This window comes from Pantoea sp. AG1095 (assembly GCF_003208415.1).
GTDB classification, from domain to species: domain Bacteria; phylum Pseudomonadota; class Gammaproteobacteria; order Enterobacterales; family Enterobacteriaceae; genus Pantoea; species Pantoea leporis.
Map to the genome: position 1 here is coordinate 869,896 of NZ_QKMJ01000001.1, position 14,538 is coordinate 884,433.

Below are 14,538 nucleotides of genomic sequence, written 5' to 3' on the forward strand. Positions count from 1 at the left end.
AGAGATGTGACGTCGGCGCTTATTTAGCGTGGGATACTTGTTCGTAGTAACCGATTTTGTCTACTTTGGCGGTTGAGCCGCCACCTTCAAATTCCGATGCCAGCCAGGCATTAACAATGTTCTTCGCCAGCTCAGGCCCGATGACGCGCGCGCCCATGGTCATGATCTGCGCGTTGTTGCTCTTGCGAGCACGTTCGGCAGAGAAGGTGTCGTGGCATTGCGCCGCGCGTACGCCTTCTACCTTGTTGGCGACAATCGCCACACCGATGCCGGTTCCGCACAGCAGAATGCCGCGCTCAAATTCGTTCTTCTGGATGGCGGTGGCGAGCGCAAATGCCACATCCGGGTACATCGGACGGTCGTTTTGCGCGTCATTGGTATAATCCGTCACCACATATTCTTTCTCTTCCAGCAGCTTTTTAATCACATTTTTCAATTCGATAGCCGCATCATCGGCGCCAATTGCGATAGTTTTCATCGTCGTTCTCCAGCAGGGGTATGCAATGACGCCTGCACGTTTGTTCAGCAGGCGAGAAGATGTTCATAGTTAGCCTGCCACAAAATCAATCATATGTTCAATGGTTGTTCATATGAATTGCCTTCAGGATCGCGCCTGATTGCCTCAGAAAACCCTGTTAAACCGCCTGTGCCGAGCCGTATGGGCGCAGTAATCCGATAAATTGACCAAAATCAGATCTCATGAAGCCGCTCACACTTTCGCGTGTTGCAGTTGAGAGATGCACAATTATCCGTGTAGTGTTCATATGTTCGCATGACTATACCAATGTACAAGAAGACCCATCGAGGACTCGAACATGTGTCATTTACACCGTACCTCTCAGTACTCCTGCAGCCAGCGCCTCTTTGGCGATTGGTCAACACCACATCAAGAAATGATCACTCACGCACGTCGTGGAGGTGCGTTATGAACCAACCATCAATGACAGCGGTGGAACAATCCACCATCAGAAAAATCTCCTGGCGCTTAGTGCCGTTCGTGGCGCTGATGTTCTTCATCAACTTCCTCGATCGCACCGCGATTTCGTTTGCCGGCCCCAACGGCATGACGCAAGACCTCGGCCTCACCGCGCTGCAGTTTGGCCTGGCATCGGGCATCTTCTTTATTGGCTACATTCTGCTGGAAGTGCCAAGCAACCTGGCGCTGCATAAGTTCGGCGCGCGTCGCTGGCTGGCGCGCATCATGATCAGCTGGGGTATTGTCTCGCTGCTGTTCACCTGGGTGAGCAGTGTGGAAGGTTTGTATACGCTGCGTCTGCTGCTGGGTATCGCTGAAGCCGGCTTCTTCCCAGGCGCGATTCTCTACCTCAGCATGTGGGTGCCGGGACGTCATCGCAGCAAAATCCTGTCGCTGTTCTATCTTGCCCAGCCGCTAACGGTGGTGTTCGGTGCGCCATTAGCCGCGTCCCTGATTCAGCAGCACGGCCTGTTCGGCATGGAAGGCTGGCGCGTGATGTTTATGGGCGTGTCGATTCCAGCGATTCTGATTGGTATCGTCGCGCTGTTCTGGTTGGTGGATTCGCCGCGTCAGGCCAAGTGGCTGACCGCCGAAGAGAAAACCTGGCTGACCACCGAACTGGAAGCCGAGCATCAACAGAAGCAGGGCCATCAAAAACACAGCCTGCGCTCGGTGATGGGCAACGGCCGCGTCTGGATGCTGTGCCTGATTTACTTCGGCTTTATTTATGGCCTGTATGCGCTGGCGTTCTTCCTGCCAACCATTATCGCGGGCTTCCAGCAGCAGTTCGGTACCACTTTTAACGTGATGCAGAAAGGGCTGATTACCGGCGTGCCGTATCTGATTGCGGCGGTGGTGATGTTCTTCTGGTCGAAAGATGCCACGCGTCGCGGTTGCAAAACCTGGCATATCGCCATTCCAGCGCTGGCAGGCGGCATCAGCGTGCCGCTGGCGCTGTATATGGATTCGCCGTTCACCACCATTATGGTGATTGCGATCACCGCCAGCTCCATCTTCGCTGCACTGCCGAATTTCTGGACCTTACCCACGCAGTTCCTGACCGGCGCGTCTGCCGCCGCAGCCATTGCCTTGATCAATACCTTAGGAAACGTAGCGGGCTTCTCCGCGGGCTACATCACCGGCGCGCTGCATGATGCTACCAACAGCTACGCCTTGCCGATGTTTGTGGTGGGTGGATTCATGCTGCTGTCCGCGTTCCTCATGCTGTTACTTAATCGCCGTCGCTCGCCGTCTCAGCCGACCTCTTTAGCTCAGGAGCATTAATATGACGTACCTGTTTAACCAACCTTCAGCCTTTGCCGCTGAGCTTATCGAAGGCTTTGTCGCCGCCAACGCCGATAAAGTCCGTCAGATCGCCGGAGGCGTGGTGCGCAGCACCCGCAGCCAGCCGAATACGGTGGCGGTGATTGTGGGCGGCGGGTCCGGTCACTATCCTGCGTTCGCCGGGTTGGTTGGACAAGGTCTGGCACACGGCGCGGCGATGGGTAACTTATTCGCTTCGCCGTCGGCGCAGCAGATCTACAACGTAGCGCGTGCGGCCCATAACGGCGCGGGCGTGTTGCTGATGTTCGGTAACTACGCCGGGGATGTGCTGCACTTCGGCCAGGCGTGCGAGCGTCTGCGGGCGGAAGGCATTGCCTGCGAAGTGCTGGCGGTGACCGACGATATCTCCAGCGCGGGTAAAGATGAGCTGGAGAAGCGTCGCGGTGTGGCTGGCGATCTGTGTGTGTTCAAAGCCGCCTGCGCCGCGGCTGAAGCAGGTCACGATTTATCACAGGTCCTGCAGCTGGCACAGCACGCGAATCAACGCACGCGTACGTTTGGCGTGGCGTTTTCCGGTTGCAGCCTGCCGGGCGCTTCGCATCCGCTGTTTGAAGTAGAAAAAGGGCGCATGGCGCTGGGACTGGGCATTCACGGCGAGCCGGGGATTAAAGAGACCGACATGCCGAGTGCGGATGAGCTGGCCGAGATCTTCGTGGAGCGCTTGCTCAATGAACTGCCAGCCGACATCCCGCAAGCTGACGGTCAGCGCGTGGCGGTGATCCTCAACGGTCTGGGCTCGGTGAAATACGAAGAGCTGTTTGTTGTCTATCGTCGCGTCGCGCAACTGCTGGAGGCCGCCAACCTGCAGGTGGTTGAGCCGGACGTCGGCGAGTTTGTCACCAGCTTCAATATGGCCGGTGCGTCACTGACGCTGATGTGGCTGGACGATCAGCTGGAAACCTTGTGGCGCGCGCCGACCAATACGCCAGCGTACCGCAAAGGCAGCGTATTGGTGGCCGAACCGTTAAGCGCCGCTGAGCGCGTTGAAAGCACGGAAGAAGCCTTGCCAGCAGCCACCGCGGAATCGCAAGAAAGCGCGAAACTCGTGCTCCAACTGCTCGAATCCGTGGCGGAAATGTTACAGCGTAACGCTGAGCGTCTTGGCGATATCGATGCGGTGGCCGGTGACGGCGACCACGGTATCGGCATGGAGCGCGGCGTGCTGGGCGCGGTTGAGAAAGCGCGTGAAGTCGCTGCGCGCGGTGCCGGGGCGGGCAGCTTGCTGTGCCGCGCGGCGGATGCGTGGGCCGATAAAGCCGGTGGCACGTCCGGCGCGTTGTGGGGTGTGGCGCTCACTGCATTGGGTACCGCGCTTGGCGATCGTCAGACACCAGATGCACAGCGTGTGGCCACCGGCGTGCGTGAAGCAAAAGAAGGCATTATGCACTTTGGTAAAGCGCGCGTTGGCGATAAAACCATGGTGGATGTGCTGGTGCCGTTCAGCGACAGCCTGAACGAGGCGGTTGCCGCCGGTGCGTCGTTAACGGACGCCTGGCTGAAGGCGGCGCAGGTGGCCGATAAAGCTGCGCAGGACACCGCGCAGCTGGTGCCAAAAATGGGGCGTGCGCGTCCGCTGGCAGAAAAAAGCGTTGGCACGCCGGATGCCGGAGCCATTTCGCTGGCATTGATCGTCAATACCGTCGGCGATCTGCTAAAAGAACACAGTGCCTCTGAACAAGGAGCTTGAAGCATGTCTCAGCCAAAAATCTGGCTCGGCGTCAGTTTAAAAATGTACTTCGGCTATCAGCAAACCTTGCAATGGTGTCGTGATGTAGCGGCATTAGCCGACCATGCTGCGGTGAAAAACGGCGACGTGGGCTTGTTTGTGTTACCGGCTTATCCGGCGATTCCGGCGGTTGCAGCCATCTTCGCTGACACGCCGGTGCGCTTCGGCGCTCAGGATGTTTGCCAGGCTGAGAACGGAGCCTGGACCGGCGAAGTCAGCGCCAGTATGTTGCAGGAGTTAGGCTGCTCGCTGGCCGAAATTGGTCACGCTGAGCGCCGTCGTCATTTCCACGAAGATAAAGTGCAAATTGCTGCCAAAGTGGCGATGTCGCTGCGTCATGGCATCACGCCGGTGCTGTGTATCGGTGAAGAAGTGCAGGCAGAACCGCAGCAGGCAATCGCGCTGTGCCAGCAGCAGCTGGCCGAAGCGCTGGCCGAGTCGGCGCAGCAGGGCTTAAAGGGCGAAGTGTTCTTTGCCTATGAACCGCAGTGGGCAATTGGTGCGCCGCAACCGGCACCGGACAGCTACATCCGCGCCGTCTGCGCCGGATTGCAGCAGCTCGCCACGCCGCCCGGCATCACCCTGAAAATCATTTACGGCGGCAGTGCCGGTCCGGGACTGATTCAGCGCCTTGGCGCGGACGTAAATGGCCTGTTTCTGGGTCGCTTTGCCCACGATCCCAAAGCGTTGGCACAAATTATTGATGAAGCCAGTGAGCTGGCTCAGGAGCGCCGTTAATGAGCCGTATCGGACTCAGTACCTACGCCTTTTTCTGGCGCATGTCGTCGAAAGTCCCTCATCCGCTGACGCTGGAGCAGATGCTGCAACAGACCGCCGAACTGGATGTGTCGGTGTTTCAAATCTGCGATTACCCGGCGATTGAAAGCTGGACTGACGCACAGCTGCTGACGCTGCGTCAGCAGGCTGATGCGCTCGGCATCACGCTGGAACTCGGCACGCGCGGCCTCGGCACTGCGCATCTGCGTCGTTATCTGCACATGGCGGAAATCCTTGATGCGCGCGTCATTCGTTCGATGTTCTACACCGCCGATCACCGTCCCACGCTCGACGAAGCCGCCGAGCTGATTGGCAAAGTGTTGCCGGATTTTGCCCGCCAGCAGGTGCGTCTCTGTCTGGAGACATACGAGCAGGTGAACAGCGGCGCGATGATGTCAGTGATCAACAAGTTTCTGTCGCCGTGGCTCGGCGTGTGTCTCGACCCCGCCAATTGTGTCGCCGGACTCGAACTGCCAGAGCAGGTGATTGCCAACACCGCCGCGCGCGTCGGCAATCTGCACATCAAAGACTTTGCCTTCACGCGCCGTGATGGCTGGATCGGCTTTACCTTTGCCGGCTGCCCGATGGGCGAAGGCTTGCTGGATTACGACCGGATGATCGCCAGCGTGCGCCCGGCGGATAAAGGCATTAACCAAATCGTCGAACATTGGTTGCCGTGGCAAGACGATGCCGCCGTAACCTGCGAGCGAGAAGCCGAATGGACTCGCCGCACCGTGGAATTCTTACGTAGTAAACAAGATCAGGAGTAACAACATGAGCGTGCAACTGAAAACCATCACCGTGATTGGCGCGGGCGGCAAAATGGGTATGCGTATTTCTGCAAACTTCCAGAAAAGCGATTACCAGGTGTTTTACTGTGAGAACTCCCCCAAGGCGCAAGAGCAGGTGAGCGCGCAGGGGCGCGAACTTTCTGATGCCGCCTCCGTGGTGCCATTGAGCGACGTGGTGATTCTGGCGGTGCCGGATATCGTGCTGGGCAAAGTGTCTGAAGGCGTGGTGCCACAGATGAAACCGGGCGCGATTCTGCTGACGCTGGATCCGGCGGCGGCCTACGCCAATCTGATCGCCCATCGTGATGGCATTGAATACGCGGTGGCGCATCCTTGCCATCCGTCGGTATTCCTTGAGCGTTACACCAAAGAAGAACATGCCGATGCCTTTGGCGGTATCGCGGCGATTCAGCACGTGGCGGCTTCCTATGAAACTGGTTCTGATGAGCAGAAAGCCGAGCTGAGCAAGGTGATCAGCGTGATGTACGGCCCGGTGGAGCAGGTGCATTGGGTCACCGTGACGCAGCTGGCGTATCTGGAACCGACGCTGGTGGAAACCGTAGCCTGCATGGTGGGTGCGTTTATGAAAGAGGCGCTGGATGAAACCGTGAAGCACAGCGGCGTGCCGGAAGAAGCGGCTAAAGCGATGTTGTACGGCCATATTCAGATCGCGCTCGCCGTGGCGTTCCGCGCGACCAACCCGTTCTCGGATGCCTGCATGATCGCCATGGAGTACGGTCGTGAGAAGATTGTGAAACCTGACTGGAAACAGATCTTCGATCAGAAAGAGCTGGATATCGTGATTGCCCGTATGCTGAAAATCGACGCCATCAAGCGCTAAGCGTGACGCTCGATCGACTCGCGGCGCTGTGGTCTGGCGAAGCGAGTCGTATCAATGATATAACTCCTTCCTTTGGTGTAATCATGTCAGTTAAGACCAAACAGCACGCACCTACTGTAGCGGCGCAATTTGTTGCGCGATGAATCGCGCCGCTACAGTAGGTGCGGTTATTGCAATCAGTACTTAACCGAATGGCATTAATACACGATCTCAAATAAGACAGGTTACGGATGGAAAAAAACACGCTTTCTCAGGACTCCGAGCTGCTGACGGAAATAGCTGTCGCCTATTATCAGGACGAAATCACCCAGGAGGAGATTGCGCGTAAGTTTGGTATTTCCCGCATTAAAGTCGGCCGGCTGCTCAAACGCGCACGCGAAGAGGGCATCGTCGAAATCAACGTGCGCTACCATCCCGTCTTCAGCACCCGCCTCGAACAACAGCTGCAAAATCGCTTCCCACAACTGCAACGTGCGCTGATAGCGCTCGATCAGCCCGATCAGGAAGAGCAGCGACGTCAGGTCGCCGCGCTGGTGTCGTCACATTTAGCGCAGTCGCTGAAAGACGACGCCATTGTTGCCGTTGGGCAAGGACGCAACGTGGCCGCTGTCGCCGATTATCCCGGCCAGGTGCCGACGCGTAATTGTCTGTTTATCAGCGGTATTGGCGGCACGCATCGTCCCGGTGATGCCATTAACGCCGACCATATCAGCCGTCGTCTGGCGAAGAAGTTCGGCGGCATCAGCGAAACGCTTTACGCGCCCGCTTATGTTGAGAACCGCGCGTTGCGCGATGCGTTTATGCAAAACGGCACCATCAAAGAGACGCTGGACCGCGCGCGTAAAGCCGACGTGGCGCTGGTGGGCATCGGCGACATGAACGAAAACAGCTATATGGTGAAACTCGGCTGGTTCACACCGCACGAAATCATCGACGCCAGCGTTAATCAGGGCGTGACGGGCGATGTCGCCGGCTACGACTTTTTTAATTCGCAGGGCCAGCACGTGGATACCGTGATGAACGATCGCGTCATTGGGCTGAGCATTGATGAACTCCGCAAGATTCCCTGCGTGATTGCCATTGCCGCGGAAAATACCAAAGCGATGGCGATCCTCGGCGCACTGCGCACTGGCGCGATCGATATTATCGCCACCACCGCGCAGAACATCCGCACCATTCTGAGTTTGTCGCAGGAGAAGATTTAGTTAAACGCTTCACTGGGTTTATTCATTAGGACATCACCGGCGATCATCGCCGTTAATACGGCGTATTTTAAACCTGGCGTACAGCCTTATGCCGCCACGCGCAGTGCCATAACTTAACGGTCTTGTTCGTACTATGTTCAGGATATATCCTGTATTTTTCCTTGTTGAGAATCCCTGCCTGATGACTAACGCGCGCTTGCTCTCGGTTGAAAATCTCTCGCTGCACACTCACGATCAGCGCTTGCTGGTGGATAACATCTCTTTTCATCTCGATCGCAAGGAAATCCTGGCGTTAGTTGGCGAATCGGGATCTGGCAAAACCTTGACCTCGCTGGCGCTGATGAGTTTGTTGCCGGCGGGCGTGCAGCAGAGTGGCGGCCGCGTGGTGTTCAATGGCGAGCCGCTGGATGCGCGCACAACCCAGCAATTGCGTGGTTGCCGCATCGCCACGGTGTTTCAGGAGCCGATGACCAGCATGAATCCCACGCTGCGTATTGGTGAACAGATTGCCGAAGTGCTGGTGCGGCATCGTCAGTTTGGCTGGAAACAGGCGCAGCAGGAAGCGATAGCGCTGCTGGATCGCGTCGGCATCGTCAATCCAGCGCAGCGCGCGCGGCAGTATATTCATCAGCTGTCGGGTGGCATGCGGCAAAGGGTGATGATCGCCAGTGCCATTAGCGGTCAGCCGGAGTTATTGATTGCCGATGAGCCGACCACCGCGCTGGACGTGACTATTCAGGCGCAAATTCTGGCGCTGTTGCAGGAACTGCAACAGGAGATGGGCATGGGGATCTTGTTGATCACCCACGATCTCTCGGTGGTGGCGCGCTACGCCGACCGCGTCTGCGTGATGCAGCAAGGGCAGCTGGTTGAGCAGGGCGCGGTGCTGAGTACGCTCGGCGCGCCAACGCATCCTTACACGTGCAAATTGATTGCTGCTTCGGCAGCGCAAATCCCCGAGGTGACTGCGCCGGTTGCACAGCCGCCGCTGCTGGTGCTGCGCGACATCAGTAAAAGCTATCCGCTGCCGCGCCGCATGCCGCTGTGGCCGGCCAAACGGCAAACCGTGTTGCATCCGGCGAATCTGTCGATTGCGCAGGGCGAAATTGTCGGACTGATTGGCGAATCCGGCTCCGGTAAAACCACATTGGGCAGTGCGGCGATTGGTCTGATTACGGCGGATGGCGGCGAAGTGCATTTTCAGGGGCAGCATTTGCAGGGCCGTCAGCTGCATAGCTTACGTCGCCACACGCAGATTATTTTCCAGGATCCTTATGCCAGCCTGAATCCGAAAATCCCGGTTGGTGAGCAGATCGCCGAACCGCTGCGCGTCTGGCAACTGCGCAAAGGCGCGGCGGTGGATGCGCGGGTCAAAGAGCTGCTGGCGTTGGTGGGATTGAAGGCCGAACATGCCACCCGTCTGCCGGGCGCGTTCTCGGGTGGCCAGCGTCAGCGTATTGCCATTGCGCGCGCGCTGGCGATGGAGCCGAAGCTGCTGGTGGCGGATGAAGCGGTAGCGGCGCTGGATTTATCGGTGCGCGGGCAGATTCTGGCGCTGTTTAATACGCTGCGCCACAAGCTGGGATTATCGGTGCTGTTTATCAGCCACGATCTCGGCGCGGTGCGTCAGTTGTGCGATCGCGTGGTGGTGATGTATCACGGCAGGATTGTGGAATCGGGCGCGACCGCCAGCGTGATTAACCATCCACAGGACAATTACACCCGCCAACTGCTCGCCGCTGCGCCGGACGTGCAGCAGGCGCTGGCGCTGCGATCAGCCGCCGTGTAACAGTGGCAGTTCGTGATGTTCGGCCCATTCGTGCCAGGAACCGACGTACACCGAAACATGGGGATAGCCCGCCAGTTTTAACGCCGCCAACACCGTGGCGGCGCGGGCACCACGATGGCAATAAACCTGCAACTTCGCGTTTTTACTCAGTCCTGCCGCCTCGGCGCGTGCGGCAATCTGCGGCGCTGATAAGAAATGGCCGCTGGCGATGACATCTTCCCAGAACAGCAGCTGAGAATGCGGAATCCGTCCAGCACGCTGGCAGCAGGCATGCGCAAAGCTGCCGTCAAACTCGCTGGGGCGACGGGCATCCACGTTGATTACCGCCACGCCATCCGCTGCTAGTACCTGTTCACGGCTGCACACCAGCTCGCGATTCCACGCGGGTGCGTTTGCTGCCGGTGGATGCGCCACGGTGCGGCTTAATCCCAATCCCGGCGCGAGTTCATAGCCTGCCGCAATCCACGCATCCACGCCGCCATCCAGAATCAGCGCATCATCACGCTTGAGCAGCCAGGCGAACCAGGCGCCGCGCGGAGAACGCATGCCAACCTGCTGTTCGAAAAACACCGGCGTGGCGTTGGGATACGCGGTAAACATCGGCTGCAGCGCGGTGGCGGCTTCGGCTGCCATCACCGCTAAACCTGTCTCGCTACAATCCTCAATAAAATAGTCGTAGACGTTACAGTGCTGCGCGCCAGGCAAGGTGGCGCGTTGCCAGTCGGCAAATTCGCGGACATCGATCAGCAGAAACGCTTCGCCGCGCGCCTGGCGCTGATGCAGTGAAAGCACATCAATGATCATGCAGAACTCCTGAAAACAGCGACTGCAACGAACCGAGCTCGTCATGCTCGGCGGCCTGAAGCACGCGGGCGGCGAGGGCGATATCAAACACATTGAGGCCAAACGAGGAGAAATAGACGCTGTTATCGGGCTGTGGACGCCAGTGATCCAGCAGCAGCGCGGCGAGATCGGCCGCCACATCCTGCTCAGCAAACTCCCCGGCGCGGAACATCTGGAACAGGCTTTTGGCGCTGCGCTGGGCAAAATCGCCCCACGCATCCACCACCACCTTGCTGCTGGCTTTGATGGCGGCAAAACTCACTTCGTGATAACCGACCTGCAAAATGATCCTGCCGGGACGTACCGCTGCGGCGTCGACAATCGGCTGGTCGGCGCTGGTACAGGTCAGCACGGCGTCATAAGGCTGCGCCAGAGCGAGCGGCAGATCGGTTTCGATCTGCACTTCGCGCAACGCACTGAGTTTAAAAGGGGAGCGATTCCACACGCCAATCTGTTCCAGCTGCGGAAACAGCTGCTGCAGCATGCGCAGATGCGCCTGAGCATGTAAACCGGCGCCGAGCAGCAGCACGCGCTTTACCGGACGCGGTGCGGCCAGCTGTAACGCCAGTGCGCTCACCGCCGCAGTGCGCGCCGCGGTGAGTGCCCCGCTGGCCAGCAAGCCGCGCGGAATGCCGCTCTGCGCATCGTTAATCAGGGTCACGGCTAGGGCGGCGGGCAACGCATCTGGTCGCTGTGGACGATGTGCCGTCCACTTCACGCCTGCGGCATTGTAGCTGCCGCCAACGCGCGCCGGTAAGGCATAAGCTTTACCGAGCGGCGTACCGAGATCGATGTGATTTTCAGCGGGCATCTGCGCCTCGCCGAGACGCATCAGCTGAATCACCGCTTTGACGTCTTCCAGCGCTAAAGCGACATCCCCGCCGCCTAATTGCGCGACGGTGGCTTCATCCAGTACACGCAATAAGGCTTCCATTACGCCTCCAGCAGGCGATCGGCGAAGGGATAAAGCGCCGGAGAACCGCCACAATGCACGAAGGTCACGCGCGATCCCTGCGGAATGCGCCCCTGTTCGACCAGCGAGAACAGGCCGTGCATCGCTTTACCGGTGTAGACCGGATCCAGCAGCACCCCTTCCAGTTGGGCGAGTTGATAGATGGCAGCGATGCCGCCGTCCGATGGCACGCCGTACGCCTGACCGACATAACCATCCTCAATCCAGATATCCTCCGGCTGCCACTGCTGCGGCCATTGCAGTAGATCGGCACAATCCTGCGCCATGCCGGCAATGCGTGGCTGGAACCAGTCGGCTTTGGCGCTGACGCTCACGCCAATCACCTTAGTATTGGGCCAATAGCGACGCGTGCCCACATGCAATCCCGCCAGCGTGCCGCCGGAACCGGTGGGCGCGACGATGAAATCGGGTGCGGGCATCTGGCTGGGTGCCAGCTGCGCCGCTATCTCTTCCACTGCGCGTACATAACCCAATGCGCCGAGTGGCGTTGCGCCACCCAGCGGAATAATCATGGGGGTTTCACCTTGCGCGAGAGCCGCATCCGCGTGCGCCTGCATCGCACCTTCAATCTGGCTGAAATAGCCGTCGGGATCGAGGAACTGCACCTCGGCCCCGAACAGCTTATCCAGCAGCAGATTACCCTGCCAGCTTGCGGGCGGATTGCCCCGCAACACCAGCACCGGACGCATACCAAACTTGCGTGCGGCGGCAGCCACCATGCGGGCGTGGTTCGACTGATGCCCGCCGGTGGTGATCACCACATTCACGCCTGTTTTGCAGGCCTCCGCCATCAGATACTCCAGCTTGCGGACTTTGTTGCCGCCGCCGCCGAAGCCACTGTAGTCATCACGTTTGATCGTCAGCGTAATCCCAAGTGCCTCACTGAGCCGCAGCAGCGGCTCGTGAGGAGTGGGGAAGAAGCCGAGCGGAACGCGTTCAAACTCTTCTACTGATTTCATTATTTACTACCTTTATTTTTGTGTACTGCGGTGTTTCCCTGGTGTGGCGCGACCCGGCCAATGGCCGAATCATTGAATGCGTTGAGCCATAAGCTCATGGATTGCTGGAAGCGTTCGAGCCCCGCCAGCGTGACAAACTCATTGACGGCGTGCGCGTTGCCGCCGTGGCCTAATCCGCCAATCAGAAAGGCGGGGGCAACGGCCGCGAAAGCGTAGGCGGGCGCACAGCCCGGCGCCCACGGCCAGATTTGCGGTGCCGCGCCCAGCGTTTGATAGCTGGCGATTAGGGCATCGACGCCGCTGGCGCTGCGACTAAAGCGCACGCCGGGATAGCGATCAAACAGGTGCAGCTCGCTGCCAACTAAATCGGCTTGTGCCAGCCGCTGCTGCACGTCGGCAATCATCGCGTCCTGATCGAAACCCGGCGGGATGCGAAACGCCAGCTCCGCGCTGGCACGGAACGGGATGACGCCGCGTCCGCCTGGCGGATCGCTGTGCAGTTCTGCCAGCGTCAAGACCGCGCTGCCAAGCAGCGTTTGCAGGCAGCTCAGCGTATCGCCGGCGATCATCAGGCGCTGACTGCGACGGAACTGCAGTTCGTCATCGATGCTGAATTCGGCGGCTAAGGTCGCCAATAATTGATTCGCCTCATCGTCCGTGGCGTGACACGCCAATACGCCGCTGTGTTCTGCTGGCGCGATGGCATCTAATGCCTGTACTAAACGCCACGCAGGATTGGCGATCCAACCGGCATTGCTGGCATGAATCGCGGAGGACGGTCCGCCCCATGCGCCGCCGGTGACGCTGAGGCGTCCGCTGGCCAGTCCGGTAAAGCCGAGATAGACGCGCGGTGCGCCGCCACCGTATTCGCACAGTGACGGAAACAGCACGGCTTCGGCGGGAGCAATCGGGCAAGGCTGTTGTGCCAGATATCGCCGCAGCGCGCCGCTGCCCACTTCCTCTTCGCCTTCGAGCAGGATTTCAATATTAAAATCGAGCTGCTGGCTCTGCTGCAGTTCACGTAGCAGAATCAGCAGGGCGGCGACTGGGCCTTTATTGTTCTCTGCACCGCGTCCGACAAATACCGCGCCGAGATCGTCCCAGTGACACACGCCACCGACAAACGGCGGCACATCCCAGCCGGCATCATCCGCAGGCATTACGTCATACATGTTGTACAGCACCACGGTTTTGCTGCTGCCGTTATCGATGCGTACATGGACCAGCGGTGGGACATCATCGGTTTGAGACGCCACCGGATAGACGATCACGGCATTCAGCTGCGCCACCATCCACTGTTCCAGCCTGGCGGCCAACCCGCGCTGCGAGGATAACTGACCGGCCACGCTTGGCCAGCGCGTCAGTTCACTCAGCAGTTCAAGCGTGGCGTCAAGACGACTCATAAACGAATCCTCGGGTTCAGCACCAGATAGAGCAGGTCGATCAGCAAATTGATCGCCACGAACACCACGGCAGCGAGTAACACAATCGCCTGCACCAGCGGGAAATCGCGGTTTTGAATCGCCTGAATCGCCAGACGACCAATGCCCGGCCAGGCAAAAATAATCTCAGTCACCAGTGCGCCGCCAAGCAACGAGGCGAAATACATGCCCTGTACGGTGATCACCGGAATCAGTGCGTTACGCAAACCGTGGCGTACCACGATGCGCCAGGCGCTGAGCCCTTTGGCGCGCGCGGTGCGGATATAATCCTGTTGCAGCACATCCAGCAGGCTGGCGCGCGTCAGGCGTGCCACGGCGCTCATGTAAAACGCACCCAGACTGAGCGCCGGCATCACCAGCGCGGCGAAAGTGCCGTAACCGCTGGAGGGCAGCCACTGTAACTTCAGGCTGAATAGCAGAATCAGCAGCAGCCCGAGCCAGAACACCGGAATCGCCTGGCCGGAGAAGGCCAGCAGGCGGCATAACAAATCCCACAGGCTGTGCGGCCGCAGGGCGCTGATAATGCCGAGCAGCAGACCGAGCAGCGAACTCCATGCCAGCGCACTCACCGCCAGCAGCGCCGTCGCCGGCAGACGTTCGGCAATCAACGCCAATACCGGCTGGCTGTAGCGCAGCGATTCACCAAAATCCCCGTGCAGCACGCCGCCAAGATAGTGGCTGTATTGCCACAGCAGCGGACGATCAAAGCCCATGCTATGACGAAAAGTATCGATCTCCTGCTGGCTGGAGCCGGGCGGCATCATCAGCGCCGCCGGATCGCCCGTCATGTGCAGGCTAAAGAAAATCAGCAGCGACACGCCGAGCAGCACTAATACCGATTGGCCAAGGCGATTGAGCAGAATGTTCAGCAT

The 14,538-nt window shown here is 59.0% G+C and carries 13 protein-coding genes; 7 read left to right on the forward strand and 6 right to left on the reverse strand.

The features are described 5' to 3' along the window. Window positions 1-19: 19 nt before the first annotated feature. A complete protein-coding gene (locus tag DEU53_RS04195; RefSeq protein WP_101764432.1) occupies window positions 20-478 on the reverse strand; it encodes an RpiB/LacA/LacB family sugar-phosphate isomerase in 459 nt (152 codons plus the stop codon). A gap of 447 nt (window positions 479-925) precedes the next feature. On the opposite strand from DEU53_RS04195, the gene DEU53_RS04200 reads away from it, so the two are divergent. From DEU53_RS04200 to DEU53_RS04230, 7 genes are all read left to right on the forward strand, one after another. Continuing rightward, a complete protein-coding gene (locus tag DEU53_RS04200) occupies window positions 926-2,260 on the forward strand; it encodes an MFS transporter (RefSeq protein WP_101764431.1) in 1,335 nt (444 codons plus the stop codon). A gap of 1 nt (window position 2,261) precedes the next feature. Continuing rightward, window positions 2,262-4,007, forward strand: coding sequence for a dihydroxyacetone kinase family protein (locus DEU53_RS04205; RefSeq protein WP_110866126.1), 1,746 nt, complete (start codon window positions 2,262-2,264; stop codon window positions 4,005-4,007). A 3-nt stretch (window positions 4,008-4,010) separates the two neighbouring features. Further along, a complete protein-coding gene (locus DEU53_RS04210; protein ID WP_101764429.1) occupies window positions 4,011-4,784 on the forward strand; it encodes a triose-phosphate isomerase family protein in 774 nt (257 codons plus the stop codon). After that, entirely contained in the window at window positions 4,784-5,593 is an 810-nt protein-coding gene (locus DEU53_RS04215; protein ID WP_110866127.1) for a sugar phosphate isomerase/epimerase, read from the forward strand. Before DEU53_RS04210 ends, DEU53_RS04215 begins: the two co-directional genes overlap by 1 nt. 4 nt (window positions 5,594-5,597) lie before the next feature. After that, window positions 5,598-6,455: a phosphogluconate dehydrogenase C-terminal domain-containing protein gene (locus DEU53_RS04220; protein WP_101764427.1), complete on the forward strand. Its 858-nt coding sequence runs from the start codon at window positions 5,598-5,600 to the stop codon at window positions 6,453-6,455. Window positions 6,456-6,685: 230 nt separating this feature from the next. Then, window positions 6,686-7,660 carry a sugar-binding transcriptional regulator gene (locus DEU53_RS04225; protein ID WP_110866128.1) on the forward strand — a complete coding sequence of 325 codons (975 nt, stop codon included), beginning with the start codon at window positions 6,686-6,688 and terminating at the stop codon, window positions 7,658-7,660. 181 nt (window positions 7,661-7,841) lie between these two features. Continuing rightward, window positions 7,842-9,449, forward strand: coding sequence for an ABC transporter ATP-binding protein (locus tag DEU53_RS04230; protein ID WP_110866129.1), 1,608 nt, complete (start codon window positions 7,842-7,844; stop codon window positions 9,447-9,449). On the opposite strand, the gene DEU53_RS04235 is transcribed toward DEU53_RS04230, so the two are convergent. From DEU53_RS04235 to DEU53_RS04255, 5 genes are read right to left on the reverse strand one after another with little or no spacing between them, the layout of a single operon-like run. Beyond that, complete coding sequence (locus tag DEU53_RS04235; RefSeq protein ID WP_110866130.1) at window positions 9,435-10,253, reverse strand: sulfurtransferase; 819 nt, start codon at window positions 10,251-10,253, stop codon at window positions 9,435-9,437. The genes DEU53_RS04230 and DEU53_RS04235 overlap by 15 nt on opposite strands. Continuing rightward, complete coding sequence (locus DEU53_RS04240; protein ID WP_110866131.1) at window positions 10,243-11,226, reverse strand: ornithine cyclodeaminase; 984 nt, start codon at window positions 11,224-11,226, stop codon at window positions 10,243-10,245. The genes DEU53_RS04235 and DEU53_RS04240 overlap by 11 nt, the downstream gene beginning before the upstream one ends. Continuing rightward, on the reverse strand, window positions 11,226-12,224 hold the full coding sequence (locus tag DEU53_RS04245) for a 1-aminocyclopropane-1-carboxylate deaminase/D-cysteine desulfhydrase (protein WP_110866132.1): 999 nt from the start codon (window positions 12,222-12,224) through the stop codon (window positions 11,226-11,228). Before DEU53_RS04245 ends, DEU53_RS04240 begins: the two co-directional genes overlap by 1 nt. Beyond that, window positions 12,224-13,627: a M20 family metallopeptidase gene (locus DEU53_RS04250; protein ID WP_110866133.1), complete on the reverse strand. Its 1,404-nt coding sequence runs from the start codon at window positions 13,625-13,627 to the stop codon at window positions 12,224-12,226. The genes DEU53_RS04245 and DEU53_RS04250 overlap by 1 nt, the downstream gene beginning before the upstream one ends. After that, entirely contained in the window at window positions 13,624-14,538 is a 915-nt protein-coding gene (locus tag DEU53_RS04255; RefSeq protein ID WP_110866134.1) for an ABC transporter permease, read from the reverse strand. The genes DEU53_RS04250 and DEU53_RS04255 overlap by 4 nt, the downstream gene beginning before the upstream one ends.

Bases quoted from the DNA above. Each gene is read 5' to 3' on its own strand.
- DEU53_RS04205 (WP_110866126.1), top strand. From the start codon at position 2,262: ATGACGTACCTGTTTAACCAACCTTCAGCCTTTGCCGCTGAGCTTATC.
- DEU53_RS04240 (WP_110866131.1), bottom strand. From the start codon at position 11,226: ATGGAAGCCTTATTGCGTGTACTGGATGAAGCCACCGTCGCGCAATTA.
- DEU53_RS04225 (WP_110866128.1), top strand. From the start codon at position 6,686: ATGGAAAAAAACACGCTTTCTCAGGACTCCGAGCTGCTGACGGAAATA.
- DEU53_RS04235 (WP_110866130.1), bottom strand. From the start codon at position 10,253: ATGATCATTGATGTGCTTTCACTGCATCAGCGCCAGGCGCGCGGCGAA.
- DEU53_RS04215 (WP_110866127.1), top strand. From the start codon at position 4,784: ATGAGCCGTATCGGACTCAGTACCTACGCCTTTTTCTGGCGCATGTCG.
- DEU53_RS04250 (WP_110866133.1), bottom strand. From the start codon at position 13,627: ATGAGTCGTCTTGACGCCACGCTTGAACTGCTGAGTGAACTGACGCGC.
- DEU53_RS04195 (WP_101764432.1), bottom strand. From the start codon at position 478: ATGAAAACTATCGCAATTGGCGCCGATGATGCGGCTATCGAATTGAAA.
- DEU53_RS04200 (WP_101764431.1), top strand. From the start codon at position 926: ATGAACCAACCATCAATGACAGCGGTGGAACAATCCACCATCAGAAAA.
- DEU53_RS04255 (WP_110866134.1), bottom strand. From the start codon at position 14,538: ATGCTGAACATTCTGCTCAATCGCCTTGGCCAATCGGTATTAGTGCTG.
- DEU53_RS04245 (WP_110866132.1), bottom strand. From the start codon at position 12,224: ATGAAATCAGTAGAAGAGTTTGAACGCGTTCCGCTCGGCTTCTTCCCC.
- DEU53_RS04220 (WP_101764427.1), top strand. From the start codon at position 5,598: ATGAGCGTGCAACTGAAAACCATCACCGTGATTGGCGCGGGCGGCAAA.
- DEU53_RS04210 (WP_101764429.1), top strand. From the start codon at position 4,011: ATGTCTCAGCCAAAAATCTGGCTCGGCGTCAGTTTAAAAATGTACTTC.
- DEU53_RS04230 (WP_110866129.1), top strand. From the start codon at position 7,842: ATGACTAACGCGCGCTTGCTCTCGGTTGAAAATCTCTCGCTGCACACT.